The organism is Ignavibacteriales bacterium (genome assembly GCA_016709765.1).
In the GTDB taxonomy this organism is placed as follows: Bacteria; Bacteroidota; Ignavibacteria; order Ignavibacteriales; family Ignavibacteriaceae; genus IGN3.
The window spans coordinates 656,615-675,536 of sequence record JADJMD010000013.1 but is presented as its reverse complement, the minus strand read 5'-3'; the positions used below and the strand labels follow the sequence as shown (position 1 = coordinate 675,536).

Here is an 18,922-nt window from a genome sequence, read left to right as displayed (position 1 = left end):
TAAACTACATACAGGAACAGAGATGAAGCGTATTTACAGTTTCTTGTTCGTTGTGTCGTTTTCATTTTCATTAATGATTACAACAATATTTGCTCAACCAGAGGGAATTTCAGTAGCCAAATCAAATAACGGCTACGTTGTTAACTTTTCTTTACAACAATATAATTTTGCTTCAATAACGGAAGCAGAAGGTGAATTTGTTGATATTCAAATTCCCGGTTACGGTGTTACACCAGATGTTGGAATGCCAGCCATACCACAAATATCTTTTAATCTTTTTATTCCCAGTGATGAACAAAAACCAACAGTTAGCATAAACTCTTTTGATCAATCAACACAGATACTGAGCAAAAAAGTTTATCCCAAACAAATGTACTGGAGCAGAGAAAGATCTTTAAGTGAAAGACCATTTGTTATCAATTCCGATTATTATAGTTCGGCAGGAATTGAAAAACCTTTGGTAAGCATTTCTGAACCATTTGTAATAGGCGGCGTAAGCGGAGTTATGGTTACTGTTTTCCCATTCTCATACAATCCGAAGGATAATAAACTTTTAATTACAAATTCAGCATCGTTTGAAATAAACATTAATTCGGAATTAGAATCTTCCGTTTATAAATCAGAAACATATAATGAGTTTTTGAAAAATGTGCTTGTTGGATACCAACCAACAGAATCTTTACTTTCAATGAGATATTTAATAATTACAGCACCAACTTTTGAAGCAGGATTAGCCTCTTTTATAACACATAAATCTGCACAAGGATTTATAGTTGATGTTTTTAATACAACAACAACTGGAACTACCACATCAGCTATCAAAGCATTTATACAAGCCAGATATGATAACGCAGAGACTAGACCTGAATTTGTATTACTTGTTGGTGATGTTCAGCATATTCCATCTTGGATTGGAACTGGAGAAGGAAATCCAAATACAGATTTAAACTATGTACAGCTTGCAGGCACGGATAAATTTGCAGATGCATTTATAGGAAGATTTTCAGTAACAACAGAACAGGAACTACAGAATGCTTTAACTAAATCCATTTATATGGAAAGCTACATTGCTACTGTTGCAAAGAAAAATGTTTTTATGGCTTCAACTGACAATTATGCTATTACTGAAGGAACACATAATTACGTTATTAACACACACTTTCAGCCAGCTGGTTGGGAGAATCTAAAACTTTATACTGTTACTCATAATGCAACAACACAGCAATTGATTGATGCTTTAAATGCTAACCAAAGATTTGCAATCTATTCCGGACACGGCGCAGAAACTTACTGGGCTGATGGTCCACAACTTACACAATCACAAGTTAGATCATTAACAAATACGGTTATGTATCCATTTGTTTATTCATTTGCATGTATTACCGGATCATATCAAATCGCAGAAAGTTTCGGCGAGACATGGATTCGTACAACAAACGGCGGATCAACGTTTTATGGTTCATCTGTAAACTCTTACTGGGATGAGGATGATATTCTTGAAAGAAGATTAATTGATGCAATGTTTCTGGAAGAGTTAACTCGTGTTACACCAATGTTTGACAAAGCAAAGTTTGATCTTGCAACACATTACGGTGGTGTTACTGCAACCGTACTTCGCTATATGGAAATGTATAATTTAATGGGCGATCCTTCAATGCCTGTAGTACGTCAGATTCCTCCAGATACTACTCCGCCTGATGCAATCACAGACTTAAGTGTTGGAGATGCTACATCAAATTCGCTAACAATAAATTGGACTGCTCCATATGATTCTACAGTGGGTGGTGTTACGTCTTATGATTTAAGGTATTCTGTAGATCCAATTACTAACGATGTTGATTTTAATAGCGCATCACAAAAATTGTTTACCGGAGTTTCTGATACTTTAGGTGCTCCAAGATCATTTGCAATTGATGGATTGGACTTTAATACAACATATTACTTTGCTGCCAAAGCATTGGATATGTGGAATAATAAATCTGTTATGTCTAATGTGCCAACAGGTGTAACCTTATTCCCACCGGTTGCAGCACTTAGTGTGGACTCAATGAATTGTTTCTCAATTCCTGATACTACATTTACTGAATCTCTTTTATTATCAAATACCTCTGCACAGAGTTCTACTCTTGATTATTCAATAGAACTTACTAACAGTACTTTCCCTGATAATGTAATGATTGTATTAACTGGAGCTAACGAAAAGTTCACTGGAAAAGGAGAAGATAAAAAGATTTTCCACGTAATGATTTAGGTTATAGTTTTAAAGGTGCCGGTGGTCCTGATGTATTTGGTTATAGATGGAAAGACAGTAATGATCCTAATGGTCCCGCATATGTTTGGACTGATATTGCAGCAAACCCAATTGCTGTACAAGTTACAACCTGGAACGGTACTCTTGACGATGGATATACAAATGCAATTCCGATTGGATTTGATTTTAAGTTTTACGGAACGAATTATTCGGATATCTATTTAACGACAAATGGATTTTTAAGTTTTAGCGCTCTAACATCTTCATATTACAGCAATGCTGCAATACCCGATGGGGCGGCACCTAATAATATCATCGCGCCTTTCTGGGATGATCTTGATGGAAGAACTCAGGGAACTGTTCATTATTTAAGAGAAACAGATAAATTTACTATTCAGTTTACTAACTGGCAAAAATACAATGGAACCGGTTCACTTACTTTTCAAGTTGTGATCAAATCAAATGATAGAATTATGTTCTATTACAATAACTTAAACGCAACTTTAACAAGTGCAACTGTTGGAATTGAAAATGGTTCAGGTACTGATGGACTTCAAATAGTTTATGATGCCGCTTATCTTGCAAATAATTTAGCCGTACAACTTGCTGCTGATCCTGAATGGTTGTCATTAAATAATTATTCTGGTACTATTTACAGCGGTAATTCTATTAATGTTGGTTTGTTGATAGATACCGAAGGGATGGAACTTGGTGAATATACTATGGATATGGAAATCACAACTAATGATCCCGCAAACACATTAATGATTGTTCCTATTACAATGACAGTTTCCAGCGAAGTGCCTGTTGAACTGGTTTCATTTAATGCAGAAATGGTTGATGGAAATGTTGTTCTTAACTGGAGTACAGCAACTGAAACGAATAACAATGGATTTCAAATTGAAAAACGTGAAAAGTCAAACGAGAAAGGTCAAACGGAATTCAGTAATGTTGGATTTGTAAGTGGTAAAGGAACTACAACTGAAAAAACATTCTACTCATATTCTGATAAGAATGAAAAACCTGGAACATACTTATACAGATTAAAGCAAATCGATTTTGATGGAACTTTTAGCTACAGCAATGAAATAGAAGTTGAAGTAACCGGACCAAAAGATTTTGCTTTATATCAGAATTATCCTAACCCATTTAACCCAAGTACAACAATTAAGTTTGCATTACCGGTTAAAACAAACTTAAGCTTAAGTGTTTACAACACACTTGGCGAAAAAGTTGCAGAAATATTTAACGGTGAACTTGAAGAAGGTTATCACGAAATGATGTTTAATGCTTCAGGACTATCATCAGGAATATATTTCTATAAGATGGAAAGTGAAAATTATTCAGCAACAAAGAAATTGATGTTGTTGAAATAATTGCTTTGTCACACTGAGTTGTCATCCCGAGCGTATTCGAGGGACGAAGTGTGAAGTAATTTTCTAAAAGGCACGAGCAATCGTGTCTTTTTTTATTGGTGATTGGCAAGCATTTAAACACAGATTTAATTTGACTTTAAATGGTTTATTCTATTCATTTAAATCATTATCTATTGAAACTATATTTAGTACATTTTGAAATCGTGGTTAAATAATGAAAACATTTACAATATTTTTATTCCTATTGCTGTTCAGTTTTTATTCCACAGAACTGCAAAGTCAACAGCAAGTTAAAATCCCCTGGCCTTCGCTGGCAGATTCACCTTGGCCTGTACTACGTGGCGATATGCAAGGAACTGGAAGATCAGAGTATATTGGTCCCAGAACAAACAATGTAATATGGAAAAAAGATATGCCACTTGGTGTTATTTATGGCCCGGTTATAGGCTATGATGATAATCTTTATATGGGTGAAAGAGCCTTATCATTAGATACTGTAAATTATTTTTATTCTCTTAATAAAAATGGAAATGATAATTGGATGTTTGAGACAGAAACTAATTTTGCTAATAATGTTGGGCCTGTACTAGGTAACGATTCGAGTATATACTTTGGAAGCAGGAACAGCAACATTTATTCATTAGATTTCTATGGAAGTGAAAAATGGAATCTTACTGATCTTCCGATAGGGGTTTTGAATTTTACAATCTCAAGAGATAAGTCAGGAAAATTCTATATACCAATTAAAGACACCATTGTTGTAATATCCTCAAACGGTAACTTAGTAAGAAAAATTCCTTGGTCTGGGATATACTTTAGAGGAATAATGTTTTCACCTTCCGGCGATACTATGTATTTCAAAGATGACTACACACAGGTTGGTTATGCTGGTTCATTAAAATCTACAGATTTGGATGGAAATGTAAATTGGAGTTTTAATCCCGGTTTGGTTAATTGGGGTTTACCACTAATTGATAACAACAATACTATTTATACTTTAGGAAGAGATACAACAATAGGAGAAAACTTTTTATTCGCGGTGTCTGCAAATGGTGATCTTAAATGGAAATATGGTATCGAAGGATTTAATATGTATACAGCGCCAACCATAGATAAAAATGGAAATATTATTTTTCATGCATTTATAAATGGGAATAGGGAATATCAAACTGCAATAATATCCCTTGATTATGATGGTAATGAAAACTGGAAAACGATTTTAGATTTTGAAAACGATACATATCAAAATTGGATTAATCATGAATTAGTTTGTGATGCAGAAGGAAAGGTATATTTTGGAACAAGTATAGCCTCATACTTTGGCTGCATTGATTTTGATGGTACAGTCTTATGGACATTGGATATGGGTGATCTTGAATATGACTCCTGTCCAGCAATTGGTAGTGATGGCACATTATATATAGGTGCACATATAAGCTCAACTTTCCCATATCACACACAAAATTTAATTGCTGTAAAAGACAGCCCTACAGTTGTAGAAAATTATGAACCTTTGCTGGATTATAATCTGGGACAAAACTTTCCAAACCCATTTAATCCAAACACAAAAATAATTTGGCAGTCGCCAGTAAGCGAATGGCAGACTATAAAAGTTTATGACGTTCTTGGAAATGAAGTAACAACTTTAGTAAACGAAGAACGTCCTGCAGGAAGATATGAAATTGAATTTGATGCATCTAAACTATCATCAGGAGTGTATTTCTATCAAATTAAAGTAGGAGATTTTGTTAGCACAAAGAAGATGATCTTGATGAAGTAACCTGGCAAGAGGTAAAAGTAAAGAAACGAGATGTTTAAGGCACGAGCAATCGTGCCTAATTATTTTTGAGTAAATAATACTAAATCATTTGAGATTTTTGCATCAAAAACTTTTTTATCCAAACCACCAAATAGTTCTAGTATTTCCAAGTGAAACAACTATATCAAACTTATTATAAAATGTTTTTGGGATTTTATTCGCACAAAAGATATGGAAATCAATTTTGCAATTATGTTTTTCAGAATTGGCTTTCGCAATGTTTATCATTTCCGATGAAGGATCATATGCTGTAACATTTAATCCAAGCAGCGCAAGAGCAATAGAATCAACTCCGGTTCCACATCCAACATCTGCAACTGATTTTATTTTTTTATCAATAAAATTTGATAAGAGTATTTTGCGTTTCTGTAATGCAGAATCAAAGTCAATCATCTTATCGTAATAAACTGAAGCTGAATTGTAAAAGTTGTTATTTGATTTCATATTTTTTATTGCTCCTTTTTATAATATCAAAATAGCTATTTAAAAATAATTTCTAATCAGCTAAAGTTTTTAATTCTTAATTATTCGCTTTTAACTCTCTTCCCGTTTATCATCTTTTCGCAATTAGCAAAAGCTAATAAACAGCATATCTTATTTGAGAAGTGAAACTTCTTATGATTAAGAAAAATCAAACAAAAAAATGTTTAACCCTCGCACTAATTGAATTAAAATAATTATTCGGTGTAAAGTAATATGGCACTTAACATGTTAATTGATGAATACTTGAAAACTCTTAATTAACTAAATATTCCATAAATTTATCTTTAGGGGATAAACAATGGCCAAAATAGCAATAATAGACGACGATCCGGATATTGTTGATGCCAGCAGTTTGGTATTAACTTCAAAAGGTTACGACGTTATCACCGCTTCCAATCCAGATGATGGATATAAAATCGTTATGGATCAAAATCCAGATTTAATCATTCTTGATGTAATGATGAATGAACCCGATGATGGATTTTTCTCGCTCAAAAGTTCCGCAAAATGAATGTGGACACACCAATTATAATGTACACATCAGTTTCAAAATCTTTAGGAATGGAATTTGGCGCAAGCGAAATGGTTCCTGTTGATGAGTTTGTTGAAAAGCCAATTTCACCCGAAACTCTTGTGGACAAAGTAGAAAAACTTTTAGCAATTCATTTTAAGGAGTAGAGCAAATGCTTGTTGTAGAAAAAAATGCTCTTTCAGAAGAGATAGAGAGCTACGTAATAAAATACGGTAAAGACAGATCAGCACTGATGCCGGTGCTTCAGGCAATACAAAAAAAACATAGTTATATAAGTGATTTCGCTCAGCAGGAAGTTGCAAGATTCCTTGATATACATCCTGTTGAAGTTTTTAGCGTTATATCCTTTTATTCTTTTCTTCACTCAAAACCGACAGGAAGAAATATTGTAAGATTGTGTCAAACAATATCATGCGATATGGCTAACAAGAATAAAGTTGTTGAAGCTATTGAAAGGGAGCTAGGAATTAAGTTTGGCGAAACAACAAAAGATAACCGCATAACTTTAGAATTTACTAACTGCGTTGGAATGTGTGATCAAGGACCAGCAATGATAGTTAACGATCGTGTTTACACAAAACTCGATCCTGAAAATGCAGTTAACATTCTTAACGAAATAAAGTAGGGATGATAAATGAAAATTGAAACAAAAATAAATAATATAAAAACGGAACGTACAGGTCCGGTTCTTTTTTCTCCTTATAAAAGAGGAGAAGGAATAAAAAAAGCTTTAAAACAGAAAAGAGAAGACATTCTTTTTGAGTTAAAAGATTCTGGTTTAAAAGGTAGAGGCGGCGCTGGATTTCCTACATCTACAAAATGGATGTTAACGGCTGCAGCAAAAGCTGACAAAAAATTTATTGTTTGCAACGCTGATGAAGGCGAGCCTGGAACATTTAAAGATAGAGTTCTTTTAATGGAATATCCCGAACTTGTTTTTGAAGGTATGGTAATCGGCGGTTACACTGTCGGGGCAAAAGTTGGTATCGTTTATTTACGTGCAGAGTATGAATACATGCTTGAGCAGTTGGAAAATTATTTATCCAATATGAGAGAAGATAATCTGCTCGGTGAAGGAATTCTTGGAACAGATTTTTCATATGATATTTCAATACGATTAGGTTCAGGTGCTTATGTATGCGGTGAAGAAACTGCATTAATAGAATCACTTGAAGGCTACAGAGGCGAACCGCGTAATCGTCCACCATTCCCTGTTAACACAGGTTATATGGGTTATCCAACTTCCGTAAATAATGTTGAAACACTTGCTGCAGTTCCTCACATCATTACAAAAGGCGGGGCTTGGTTTAAAAAATATGGTACAGATAAATCAACCGGTTCAAAATTGTTTTCTGTTTCTGGTGATTGTGAAAACCCTGGTGTTTATGAACTACCATGGGGAATTGCCGTAAATGAATTACTTGAATTGGTTGGTGCAAGAAATGCCAAAGCTGTTCAAATTGGCGGCGCATCCGGAATCTGTATTCAAAAATCGCAATTCGATCGCAAGTTTGGTTATGAAGATATTTCAACCGGCGGCTCGGTAATAATTTTTAATGAATCAAGAGACATGCTTCATGTATTAAGAAACTTTATGGAGTTTTTTGTTGAAGAATCCTGCGGGCAATGCACACCATGCAGAATCGGTAATGTAAAATTACTTGAAGGAATTGAAATGATTGAAAGTGGAAAGTTTACTTTCAAATATATTAATACACTTAAAGAACTTGGCAAATCAATGCAAGTTGCATCAAAATGCGGATTGGGTCAATCAAGTCCTAACGCATTTATTTCCATTTTGGAAAATTTCAAAGATGAAATCTTTCACACAAAAGGGAATAATAGATTTAACGGAAAGGCAGGTAAGTGATGAAAGAAAAATCAAGAACACCAATGGCTCAACAAGCTTTAACTGTTGAAAAACCAACCATTGAAGATGGAATTGGAAGTAAGGTAACTATTGAGATAAATGAAAAGAAAGTGCAAGTATTTTTTGGACAAACAATTCTTGAAGCATCTAAAGAGAATCAAATTCACGTTCCGACACTTTGTCATCATCCTGATCTTTGCATCGCAGGTACTTGTCGTGTTTGTGTTGTTGAAGTTGAAGGAATGAGAACACTTCAGACAGCTTGTTCATTTCCAATTACAGCTTCAATAAAAATTAAAACATCAAGTACAATGGTGCGCAAAGCAAGAAGACATATAATTGATTTACTGCTAAGTGAACATTATGGTGAATGTTATTCTTGTGTAAGAAATAATAATTGCGAACTTCAAACACTTGCAAAAGAATACGGTGTTGATTCTTACACTTTTGGACATGTTACAGAACCCTTATTTGAAGTTGATCTTTCATCATACTCAGTCATACGCGATATGAATAAATGTATAAACTGCAGAAGATGTGTTAGAACTTGTATCGATCTTCAGGAAGTCGGAGTTCTAGAAGCAATTGGTCGTGGCGATAAAACTCATATAGGAACATTTTTAGAAAAACCTTTAGCTGATGTTGTTTGCATTAATTGCGGACAATGTATTAATCGCTGCCCAACCGGCGCATTAAAAGCTAATGATCCTTCTGATGTAATCTGGAATGCAATTGATGATCCTACAAAACATGTTGTAATTCAAACAGCACCATCACCACGCGCGGCAATTGGTGAAGTGTTTGGATTAGAACCGGGTAAATCATTTACCGGTGAAATGAATACAGCATTACGTAGAATCGGTTTTGATGTTGTATTCGATACAAACTTTACAGCAGATCTTACCATTATAGAAGAAGGAACAGAATTAATTTTAAGACTTTATAAAGCTTTAGTTAAGAAAGAACAAGTTGCAGTTCCGCAGTTTACTTCTTGTTCACCAGGCTGGGTAAAATATCTTGAGCATTTTTATCCTGAGTATATTGATAATTTAAGTTCAGCAAAATCACCACAGCAAATGTTTGGTGCGCTCATTAAAACTTTTTATGCTCAAAAAAAAGGCATAGATCCAAAAGATATAGTATCAGTTGCAGTTATGCCATGTTCAGCTAAAAAGTTTGAATGCAACAGACCTGAAATGGATGATTCGGGTTATAAGGATGTGGATTTCGGATTAACAACCCGTGAACTTGGTCAGATGATAAAAGAGGCTGGAATCTACTTACCAGAAATGCCAAAGTCGCATTTTGATGATCCGTTTGGTGATGCTTCCGGTGCTGGATTAATTTTTGGTGCAACCGGCGGAGTTATGGAAGCAGCTTTAAGAACAGTAATTGAGTTAGTAACGGGAAAGAAAGTCGAAGATGTTTTTGCAAACGCAGATATAATTCCATTACGCGGATTTGAAGGAATAAAATATGCTGAACTTCCGATAACAGAAGTTGGTCCAGTTCCAAAATTGTTAGCACATCTTGTACCCGATTGGAACTGGTTAAAAGGCGCCACTCTAAAAGTTGCTGTTGCACACGGAACTGCAAACGCCAAAAAAATTATGGATGATATAAAAGCCGGCGGTAAATTCAGCGAATGTCATTTCATAGAGTTTATGGCTTGTCCAGGCGGTTGTCTTGGCGGAGGCGGTCAGCCAATTCCAACAAATGAAGAAATAAGAAAGATGCGAGCAAAAGCTATTTATGATGAAGATAATTCTTTACCATTAAGAAAATCTCATGAAAACAAACATGTAACTGATATTTATAATGAGTTTTTAACTGACGGACCTTGCGGGCATATTTCTCACAAACTTCTTCACACCAGCTATGTGAAGAGAGGTAAGTATATAGCTTAAAATTGTATATTTAAACCGGGCAGAAAAATATATATTAAGTTCTGCCTGGTTTTATTTTTTTAACAGAAGTAAAAATGTTTGATCTAATTCCAGCTTGGGCAAAGCATTACGAAGAATTTTGGTTAACAATACGGAATAGAAATCTTTGGTTTATAAAACTTCGTTATGCCGCAGTTGTAATGCTTCTCTTCTTTATAATCTTCCCAAAATACTTTTTAGGCATTTCGCTTTCTGATGATCAGCAAACAGCCCTATTAATAATTACTTTTTCAATTTTTGTTTACAATATTCTTTTTCATATCATGAGGAGATTATTGGAACATGATGCAGATAAATTTAATCCACTTCATCTATCTTTGCTGCAAATGATTGCCGATTTGACATCTCTAATGCTTGTGGTTTATTTTACAGGAAGTGTTGAATCACCGCTGCTTCTGTTTTTTGTCATTCACATGATTGTTGGCAGTTTAATTTTACCTGGGTTTGTTATTTATACTTTTTCCGTTTTTATAGTGCTTGCATTCTGGGGAATTACAGTTGGTGAGTATTACTCAATAATACCGCATTACCATATCATCGGGTTTCTTCCTTTCTCACTCCACCAACAATTTAATTATGTACTGGCAATTAATGTAAGCTTTGCCTTTTTGGTTTTTATGATTGTTTTAATTGCAAATAAAATGGCTAACCAACTTTACATTCGTGAACAGCAGTTACTTGAGTCAATTGATAAAATAAACGCTGCAGAAAAAGAAAAACAAAAATATATTTCCGGTATTGTACACGAAATTAAAACTCCACTTGCTGCAGTACATTCCTATCTTGATTTAATACTTCAGAAGTTTCTTGGACCTTTAGATGAAGTTGTAGAAGAAAAACTTATCCGTGCGCGTAAAAGGTCTGATGAAGCAATTGAACTGATTAACAACGTATTAAAAATTTCTAAACTTAGACTTGAAGATTCATTTATTAAAGAAGAAGTAGATATTGCCTCAATACTTGCAAGAGCAATTAAAGTTGCAAAGGTTAATGCTGAAGCTAAAGGTGTAAAGCTTTCTTTAATCAATAACTGGAAAGAAAAACATCCAATTGAAGGGGATCCATTCTTGATTCAGATTGCGTTATCAAACATAATTAGTAATGCAATTAAGTATAATAATATGGATGGCCTGGTTGAGATAACTATTGAAAAAGATAAAAATGATTTAGTGATAAAAGTTTGTGATGACGGTATGGGAATTCCTAAAGAAGAACTTGACAAAATATTTACTGATTTTTTTAGAGCCAGCAATATAAAACACATCGGAGTTGAGGGTTCTGGATTGGGTCTATCTGTCGTTAAACAAATTGTAGAAAGACATGGTGGAACAATAGATGTTCAAAGTCCATCGCATCTATCTACAAATAAATATCCCGGAACCTGCGTGAAAATTACTTTGCCTTTCAAATCTTAACATTCCATTATTTTTTGATTTATAGTTGCCCCCCAGATTAGTCATTTCGACCGATAGGTGAAATCTGTAGATTAAAAAAGTCAGATTTCTCAGGCTCCCAAAGGGATGCTTATGGCAGAGGACTCTTTCGAAATGACTTATTTGAGTTCTGCAATCGACCTCGAAACTTTTTGCACTGGATGAGAAAATGAAAATTATTTTATTTCTTTTTAGCAGAAACTTTCTTTTTCTTTTCCTTTACAACTTTCAAATCAACAAGCTTAAAGGAAACTCCTTTTATTAAAGAAACTTTTCTTGCTAACTCATCCATTTTTTTTCTTTCGCCCGCAAGTTCAAGAATAAGTAATCCTTGATCACTGCAATTTTCCATAACACCGTCGTGAATACCCAATCTTGTTTTAATCATGCATCCCCAACCGGTTAAAACTTTTTGAACTTGCACTGCAGCTTGTTTTCTTTGACCAATAAGAATTAATAATACAGATTTCATAAGTCTCCTTTGATAAATGTGATTAAATTACGATGTAAAAATATATAATTTTCGCCCATTTAGTCGTACTTAACCATCTTGGTCGAAGGCAATAATCATTTTATTTGAATTCTGTTGCCTCATAGCAATAATTTAAGTGGCATTTATATTGTACAAAATCTTTAGAGGTATATATATGAAAACAATAATAACAATCGTATTACTTTCAGCTGGTTTGATTTACAGCCAGACAGTTTCTGATTCAACGCAGACAAAGCAAAAAAATCAGGAACGCGAAAAAGTTCAAACTCAAAATCAAGAAATGAACAAAGCTCAAAATCAAATTGGCTCAAAAGAAAAAGCTCAAACTGATGTAAAAGAAAATCGCAAAAGAAAAGATGTGTTCATAGATAAAGATGGAGATGGAATTTGCGATACAAGACAAAGCGGAATGAGTTTTAATAAAATGAGAAAACGAATGGGCGCAGGTAAACAAGGTCCGGGCGGTAAGGGCAGCGGCGGAAATCAAAATGGAAATAGTCCCAACTGGGGAAATTAATTTGCATAGAAATTGAATTATGAAAAATCTTTTTGGTACTGCAACAATTTTAGCAATTCTATTTTTACAAACTGCACAAGCTCAGTTTAACTTGTACACTTATTATCAGGGCATATATGATGATAATATTTTTAATACAAGTGAAAAAGTTTCTGATTATATAAACAGTTTTGCCTTTGGTTCCGCGTATAACTTCGAATCAGATTTAAACAACGTTCAAATTTATTATGAAGGCGGATTAAATTATTTCCAAGCAACAACATCAAAATCATTTAACACACATCGCATCGGATTAGTAGAAACACATTTATTTTCTGTGGATGATAATCCATTAAACGCAGGAATAAATTATTCTTTTAGAAATAACAAAGATGAATTTAAAGTTTATGATTTCAACCAAATTTCGGCTTATGTAAATTATCGTCATTCAATTAGCGAGTCTGATTATATCTTACCCGGTTATATTTTTAACATAAACACTTATAAAAACTTTACATTGTTCTCTCACAATGAGCACCGGTTTTTTGTAAACTGGATTTCAAACTTTGAAACTCAAACGTCACTTACATTAAATGCAGAATATTTAATCAAACAATATTCTGAAAAATATGATTTTGAAGGCTACCTAAACGAGGCGGCTCAGTTAAAACTGAAAGCAAACATTGGACAATCGTTAAGTGATTTAACAGGTATTAATGGTTATATCGAATATAGAAAAAATCTTTCCGATGGAAGTCGTTATTTAATTAGTGATTCACTTGTTTATTACGAAGAAGAGATATTTAATGATATTTATGCATATGATGGAATTGAAACCGGATTGGGATTTAAACATTACTTTAATGAAAACATCGAATTAAGTCTTGATGCAAGATATCTAATAAGAAATTATTCTTCGCTACCAGCCGTTAATAGAAGCGGGGAAGAGCTAAACGTAATGCGTGAAGATAATCAGTTTGGATTTGGCGCAGGAATTGTTTTTGATTTGAGTTCAGTTGCAAAGGGTTTATCGATTTCGGCTACATGGAATTATTTTAAAAACAATTCAAATGATTATTACTACAAATATTCCAACCAAATGATTTCCGCTTCATTAGACTTTGATTTTTAGTGTCACACTGAGCCGAAGCGGAAGTGTGACATTTACTATTTATGTCATCCTTCATTTCCGCTCATGCTGATGTTTTTTCAAATCAATCAAACTTTTTAATCTCATATTTCTGCATTTTATAACGCAAGTTTCGTTCTGTTAATCCAAGCATTCTGCCAGCTTGTGATTGATTACCGTTAGCCTTGCTAAGTGCATCAAAAATCAATTTCCTTTCAAGTTCTTCCACTTGTTCTGTTAGCGTTGCATCTGCTTTAGTTAAGATTTCTTTTTCAGCTTTAAAACCACTCACTACATTTGGTAAATCACTAACTGTAATTATTTCAGTTCTGCAAAGTACAACAGCACGCTCAATAATATTTTCTAATTCCCGTACATTGCCGGGAAAATTAAATTTAATTAGTAAATCAACGGCTTCTTTGGATATGCTTAATTTCTGCCTGCCATTTTCTTTTGTATACTTATTAATAAAATATTCTATAAGCGGAAGTATATCTTCTCTGCGCTCACGTAAAGGAGGAATGTTAAGCGAAACAATATTCAATCTGTAAAATAAATCTTCTCTAAAACTTCCATCTTTAATTTTGTCTTCCAAGTTTTGATGAGTAGCTGCAATGATTCTTACATCGATATCAACACTTTCTGTAGAGCCTAATCTTTCGATTTGATGTTCCTGCAAAACACGCAATAATTTTACTTGAAGATTAATTGGAATGTCACCAATTTCATCTAAAAATATTGTACCCGAGTTGGCAAGTTCAAATCTACCTTTCTTAGCTTTTTCAGCTCCAGTAAATGCACCTTTCTCGTGTCCAAACAATTCACTTTCAAGAAGTGTTTCCGGCAAAGCTGGAATGTTAACAGCAATAAACGGATTTTCTTTTCTGGGGCTTACATAATGAATTGATTTCGCAAGAACTTCTTTTCCCGTTCCGCTTTCCCCATTGATAAGTATTGTTGCTTTGCTATCAGCAGCGCGAGAAGCTAGGCTTAATACTTCTTCCATTTTTGGAGAGTGGGAAACGAAAGAATCAATTTTAAATTTTTCTTTTAACTGGTTTTTTAATAATTGGATTTCTGATTTTAGATTTTTGTGTTCAATAATTCTTTCAATCATTAAATCAAGCTCATCCAGGTCAACCGGTTTCGAAATGTAATCAAATGCACCGAGGCGCATAGCCCTAACTGCGTTTTCAATTGTGCCATAAGCGGTTAGGATTACAAAGCTTATTTCAGGATTTATTTTTCTTACTTCTTCAAGAACTTCAAGCCCTGTTTTATCCGGCATCTTAAAATCAGATAAAATAATATCAATTAAATTGCTTTGTACCGCTTTAATTCCTTCTGTGCCTGATGATGCCGAAAATATTTTGTAACCTTTTTTTTCAAGATAGCCTTTTAAAATACTTCGCTGGGCATCTTCATCATCTACTATTAATATCGTGTAATCTTTCATTGTATGGTTATATTAATTTTAAAAGTTGTTCCTTTATTTACTTCGCTTGATACAGAAATTAACCCGTTATGCTGTGAAATTATTTTTTGTGAAATACTTAATCCCAAACCATTCCCATCTTTTTTTGATGTATAATATAAATCGAAAATTTTCTTCTGTTGCTCTGTTGTAATCCCAATTCCATTGTCCGTAATCAGAATAACAAAATCGTTTTTAGCTTGGTAATATTGTAATGTAACTTCCCCTCCTTTATTTACAGCATCAAACGCATTTTGTAAGATATTCATTAATGCTTGTTTAATTAAATCTGCATCAAATTTACAATTTTGTAATTCGTCTTTTTGTAAGATGAACTTTATCTCTTTTTGTTTCGCCTGTTCTGAAAATAAAAGAAAGATATCATCAAAGAAAGATCTCAAATCTACTTGATTTCGATTCAATTCAATGGGTTTTGCATAGCTTAAAAATTGAGTTATAATTTTGTTTATTCTATTGACTTCAGTTTTTAATAAACTGGTTATATCAGAATACTCGTTTTGATTTGATATTGGTAAGAATTCTTTGTTCAGTCTTTGGGCAATCATACCAATTGCGTTAATTGGATTTCGTATTTCATGTGCTACACCAGATGCAAGTTCACCCATTGCAGTAAGCTTTTCATTTCTCTTTGCATCATCTTCAAGTCGTTTTGTTTCAGTTATATCTTTAATAACAATTGTAAAGACTTGTTGGTCTGTATCTGGTTCCTTAAGTGATGAAATACTAAATGTTAGAAATTTATCTTCACCATTTAATTGAATCTGTTTTTCAAAATATGAATCTATTTTTGATCCTTCATTTTTCTCAAGAAAATGTAAACTAGCGTTTTGTATAGAATGGATGTGATTACCTAGAACTTGATTTGAATCAATATTAAAAAGCTTTTCCGCAGATTTATTAAACAATGTAATATTGTTTTTCTTATCAAGGACAATCACAGCTTCACTCATATTTTCCAAAACAGAAGAAGTTAAGGTTTTAAACTTTTCATATTCGGTTGAGATGGACTTTAAATTTTGTGTTGTAAAAATTATACTCAGAACAATAATTGAAATTGCCGCAAGAATCAGCGAGATAATAATTAATCTTCGCAGCATTCTGTCTTCAACATTTTTAATATCTTCAAGTGAAACACCTAATCTGTAAAGCCCAATCACTTCATCGTCAAGCAGAAATCTTTGCACAACTTCATAGACATCATGTCCAGCGTGCAATGTAGTTCTTGAAAAAAAAGAATCACTATTTAATGCTTCTTGCAAAAAAACTGAGCCTGAAATTGATTCCACAGTATCAATTTTTTCACTTGCTGCAAGCACACCAATTGAATCCTGCAAAATAACATATTCAATTCCGTGTTGCTCAGACATTTGTTGAAGTATAATTCCTATTCCAATTTTTTTTCTAAACTCTAAAAAATCTTCCGCATTCAGATTAACAACAATTGCCCCTTTATTGTTAGCCCTTGCAACAGCGACAGCAAATCTTTCTTCATCAACAAACTCGGCAGTTTTCAGTCCAATTATCAATTCAACTACTTCATTGTTTAAGATTGGCGCTAATTCTTTAGAACGATTTACATTTTCTTCACTGTGAGTATGCCCGGGTTCGGGAATTCTGTTTGATAAAACTCGATTACCATATTTATCAAAAATATTTATTCGGTAAAGATTATTGTCAGTTCCAATCTTAATAAGCTCATCTTTATTTAATGATTTATACGAATCTAACTTTTTAATCAATCGTGCGTTATCTAAAAGTCTTTGGGTTATCAAATCTTCAATTTCAAAACTTGAGTTTAATGTATTCTTGCTGCTTTGTATTATTGATTCCAGAAGTGAAGAGGAATGATCGTTAAGTAGTTGAAATATTTCTTTTTTGCTTTGATTAAGTTCGATATAAGATGAGATTATCATTACAGCTGCTATCAGCAACGTAATTGATATGATTGCTTTTGGTGAAAGTTTAAATCGTAATCTCATACTGCAAATTACTTTTTAATTTTTTAGATGAAAAGAATTAATGAATAAAAAGTTTTTATAAAATCGTTCTTCGTCCAATCAGTCGCCGCAATTCGCCGTGTTAGTCGAATATCAAAAAAAACATCGCATAGCCAATAAAAATTAAACAAATTTTGCGGCACGCACTTTGGAGAACCACTACCAAACAAAATAATTCACATTAAAACAAGGAGTGATAAAATGAAAAAGAAAAATCTTATAAGCATATTCTCAACTGTTGTGCTTATGGCAGTATTGTTCTCTTCAACTGTTCTTGCACAAGATGAACCAAAGCAAGAAAAAAATCAAATTAAAAACCAGGTGAAGAGTGAGTTAAAAGTGAAAACTCAAACTCAAAACAAAGAACACAGCAATCGTTTTGTTGATGCAAACAACGATGGCTACAATGATAACGCACCGGATATCGATGGTGATGGCATTCCAAACGGTCGCGACGAAGACTATACTGGTTCAAAGAATAGAAAAAATGGTAAAGGCTTTGTTGATTTGAACGGCGACGGACTAAACGATAATGCTTTTGATGCTGACGGTGATGGCATTCCAAACGGTCAGGATCCTGATTTTGTAAAACCACAAGACGGCTCTGGTCAGCAAAACAGACATGGAAAAAACACCCAGACTAAGTTTGGCGGCAACAAATATGGCCCAGGAAATGGAACTGGAAATAACGGTGTTGGACCAAAAGACGGTACCGGTAACGGCTCCGGTAGTGGAACTGGAACTTGTGATGGAACTGGTTCAAAAGGTAGAGGCGGAAGAAAGTAACAAGATAATTATTACTGGCGGTGCTCAAAAAGAGCACTGCTTGTTTATTGGAACAAACTATACAGAGAAAAAAATGAAAACGTTATTTGCAAGAATTTTAGGTTTACTTCTTTTTGTTTTTTTAGTAGCTGGTTGTAACACAAATACAGAAGTTGTTTCTCCGGAAAATAATTTATCAAAATCAAACTCAATTAATAATGTTATACTCGATGGCGGAAATTATTCTGTAACACAGGATGAAATAGATGGTTTAATTCATATGAGAATAGAAGAAAAACTTGCACGTGACGTTTACACAGTATTAGGTGCAGCGTATAATTCTCAAGTGTTTTTAAATATTAAAGAAAGTGAACAAGCACACATGAATGCCGTTAAAAGGATGTTAGACAAATACAGCATTCCTGATCCATTAGTTACCCATGAAGTTGGTGTATTTCCCGACCCAACATTTCAAACGCTTTATGATCAATTGATTTTACAAGGAAATCTTTCATTAAATGAAGCAGTATTAGTTGGTGTTGCAATTGAAGAACTTGATATTGCTGATCTTGATGATCAGTTAACAAATGTAGTTACAAATCCGGGGATCATTAGAATATACACGAACCTTAAATCTGGTTCGGTTAATCATCTTGATGCCTTTAACAGAAATTTGATTGGATGTATTAGAACCTTAGCTACCGAATGATTTTGCTTAGTTACGACTGAATTCTGAGTGTATTATTATTTGCAGTGGAAGACAATTAACAATAGTTGTCTTCCATTTAATAATTAATTCTGATTTTAGTTAATTTTTTTCTTAATTTTATATTGTTC

The 18,922-nt window shown here is 33.6% G+C and carries 13 protein-coding genes and 2 pseudogenes; 11 read left to right on the top strand and 4 right to left on the bottom strand.

What is annotated here, in order from left to right; all coding sequences use genetic code 11:
• The first annotated feature begins 22 nt into the window (after positions 1–22).
• The 3 genes from IPJ23_12610 to IPJ23_12600 all read left to right on the top strand — a co-directional run bounded on the left by IPJ23_12610 (position 23) and on the right by IPJ23_12600 (position 5,407).
• Entirely contained in the window at positions 23–2,251 is a 2,229-nt protein-coding gene (locus IPJ23_12610; GenBank protein MBK7631518.1) for a hypothetical protein, read from the top strand.
• A gap of 473 nt (positions 2,252–2,724) precedes the next feature.
• Positions 2,725–3,627, top strand: coding sequence for a T9SS type A sorting domain-containing protein (locus IPJ23_12605; protein MBK7631517.1), 903 nt, complete (start codon positions 2,725–2,727; stop codon positions 3,625–3,627).
• A gap of 1,363 nt (positions 3,628–4,990) precedes the next feature.
• Complete coding sequence (locus tag IPJ23_12600; protein ID MBK7631516.1) at positions 4,991–5,407, top strand: T9SS type A sorting domain-containing protein; 417 nt, start codon at positions 4,991–4,993, stop codon at positions 5,405–5,407.
• A gap of 114 nt (positions 5,408–5,521) precedes the next feature.
• Here IPJ23_12600 and IPJ23_12595 read toward each other — a convergent pair whose 3' ends face one another.
• Positions 5,522–5,890 carry a class I SAM-dependent methyltransferase gene (locus tag IPJ23_12595; GenBank protein ID MBK7631515.1) on the bottom strand — a complete coding sequence of 123 codons (369 nt, stop codon included), beginning with the start codon at positions 5,888–5,890 and terminating at the stop codon, positions 5,522–5,524.
• A 337-nt stretch (positions 5,891–6,227) separates the two neighbouring features.
• On the opposite strand from IPJ23_12595, the pseudogene IPJ23_12590 reads away from it, so the two are divergent.
• The 4 genes and pseudogenes from IPJ23_12590 (at position 6,228) to IPJ23_12575 (ending at position 11,692) form a co-directional block, all read left to right on the top strand.
• Positions 6,228–6,607, top strand: a pseudogene (locus IPJ23_12590) (response regulator).
• Between the two features lie 5 nt (positions 6,608–6,612).
• Positions 6,613–8,331 (top strand): annotated as a pseudogene (nuoE, locus tag IPJ23_12585) (NADH-quinone oxidoreductase subunit NuoE).
• Complete coding sequence (locus IPJ23_12580; protein ID MBK7631514.1) at positions 8,331–10,238, top strand: iron hydrogenase small subunit; 1,908 nt, start codon at positions 8,331–8,333, stop codon at positions 10,236–10,238. Before nuoE ends, IPJ23_12580 begins: the two are co-directional and overlap by 1 nt.
• Before the next feature lie 74 nt (positions 10,239–10,312).
• A complete protein-coding gene (locus tag IPJ23_12575; GenBank protein ID MBK7631513.1) occupies positions 10,313–11,692 on the top strand; it encodes a HAMP domain-containing histidine kinase in 1,380 nt (459 codons plus the stop codon).
• A gap of 199 nt (positions 11,693–11,891) precedes the next feature.
• On the opposite strand, the gene IPJ23_12570 is transcribed toward IPJ23_12575, so the two are convergent.
• Complete coding sequence (locus IPJ23_12570) at positions 11,892–12,182, bottom strand: hypothetical protein (GenBank protein ID MBK7631512.1); 291 nt, start codon at positions 12,180–12,182, stop codon at positions 11,892–11,894.
• 175 nt (positions 12,183–12,357) lie between these two features.
• Between IPJ23_12570 and IPJ23_12565 the strand changes: the two genes are divergently transcribed.
• Together IPJ23_12565 and IPJ23_12560 are read left to right on the top strand one after the other, a co-directional pair.
• Positions 12,358–12,720: a hypothetical protein gene (locus tag IPJ23_12565; GenBank protein MBK7631511.1), complete on the top strand. Its 363-nt coding sequence runs from the start codon at positions 12,358–12,360 to the stop codon at positions 12,718–12,720.
• A gap of 19 nt (positions 12,721–12,739) precedes the next feature.
• The gene (locus tag IPJ23_12560; GenBank protein ID MBK7631510.1) at positions 12,740–13,831 is read left to right on the top strand and encodes a hypothetical protein; all 1,092 of its coding nucleotides are present in this window, start codon (positions 12,740–12,742) and stop codon (positions 13,829–13,831) included.
• An 82-nt stretch (positions 13,832–13,913) separates the two neighbouring features.
• On the opposite strand, the gene IPJ23_12555 is transcribed toward IPJ23_12560, so the two are convergent.
• Together IPJ23_12555 and IPJ23_12550 are read right to left on the bottom strand one after the other, a co-directional pair.
• On the bottom strand, positions 13,914–15,284 hold the full coding sequence (locus IPJ23_12555; GenBank protein ID MBK7631509.1) for a sigma-54-dependent Fis family transcriptional regulator: 1,371 nt from the start codon (positions 15,282–15,284) through the stop codon (positions 13,914–13,916).
• Positions 15,281–17,302, bottom strand: coding sequence for a PAS domain S-box protein (locus IPJ23_12550; protein ID MBK7631508.1), 2,022 nt, complete (start codon positions 17,300–17,302; stop codon positions 15,281–15,283). The genes IPJ23_12555 and IPJ23_12550 overlap by 4 nt, the downstream gene beginning before the upstream one ends.
• 219 nt (positions 17,303–17,521) lie before the next feature.
• Between IPJ23_12550 and IPJ23_12545 the strand changes: the two genes are divergently transcribed.
• Together IPJ23_12545 and IPJ23_12540 are read left to right on the top strand one after the other, a co-directional pair.
• Positions 17,522–18,106: a hypothetical protein gene (locus IPJ23_12545; protein MBK7631507.1), complete on the top strand. Its 585-nt coding sequence runs from the start codon at positions 17,522–17,524 to the stop codon at positions 18,104–18,106.
• Between the two features lie 73 nt (positions 18,107–18,179).
• Positions 18,180–18,794 carry a DUF2202 domain-containing protein gene (locus IPJ23_12540; protein ID MBK7631506.1) on the top strand — a complete coding sequence of 205 codons (615 nt, stop codon included), beginning with the start codon at positions 18,180–18,182 and terminating at the stop codon, positions 18,792–18,794.
• Positions 18,795–18,922: the final 128 nt, after the last annotated feature.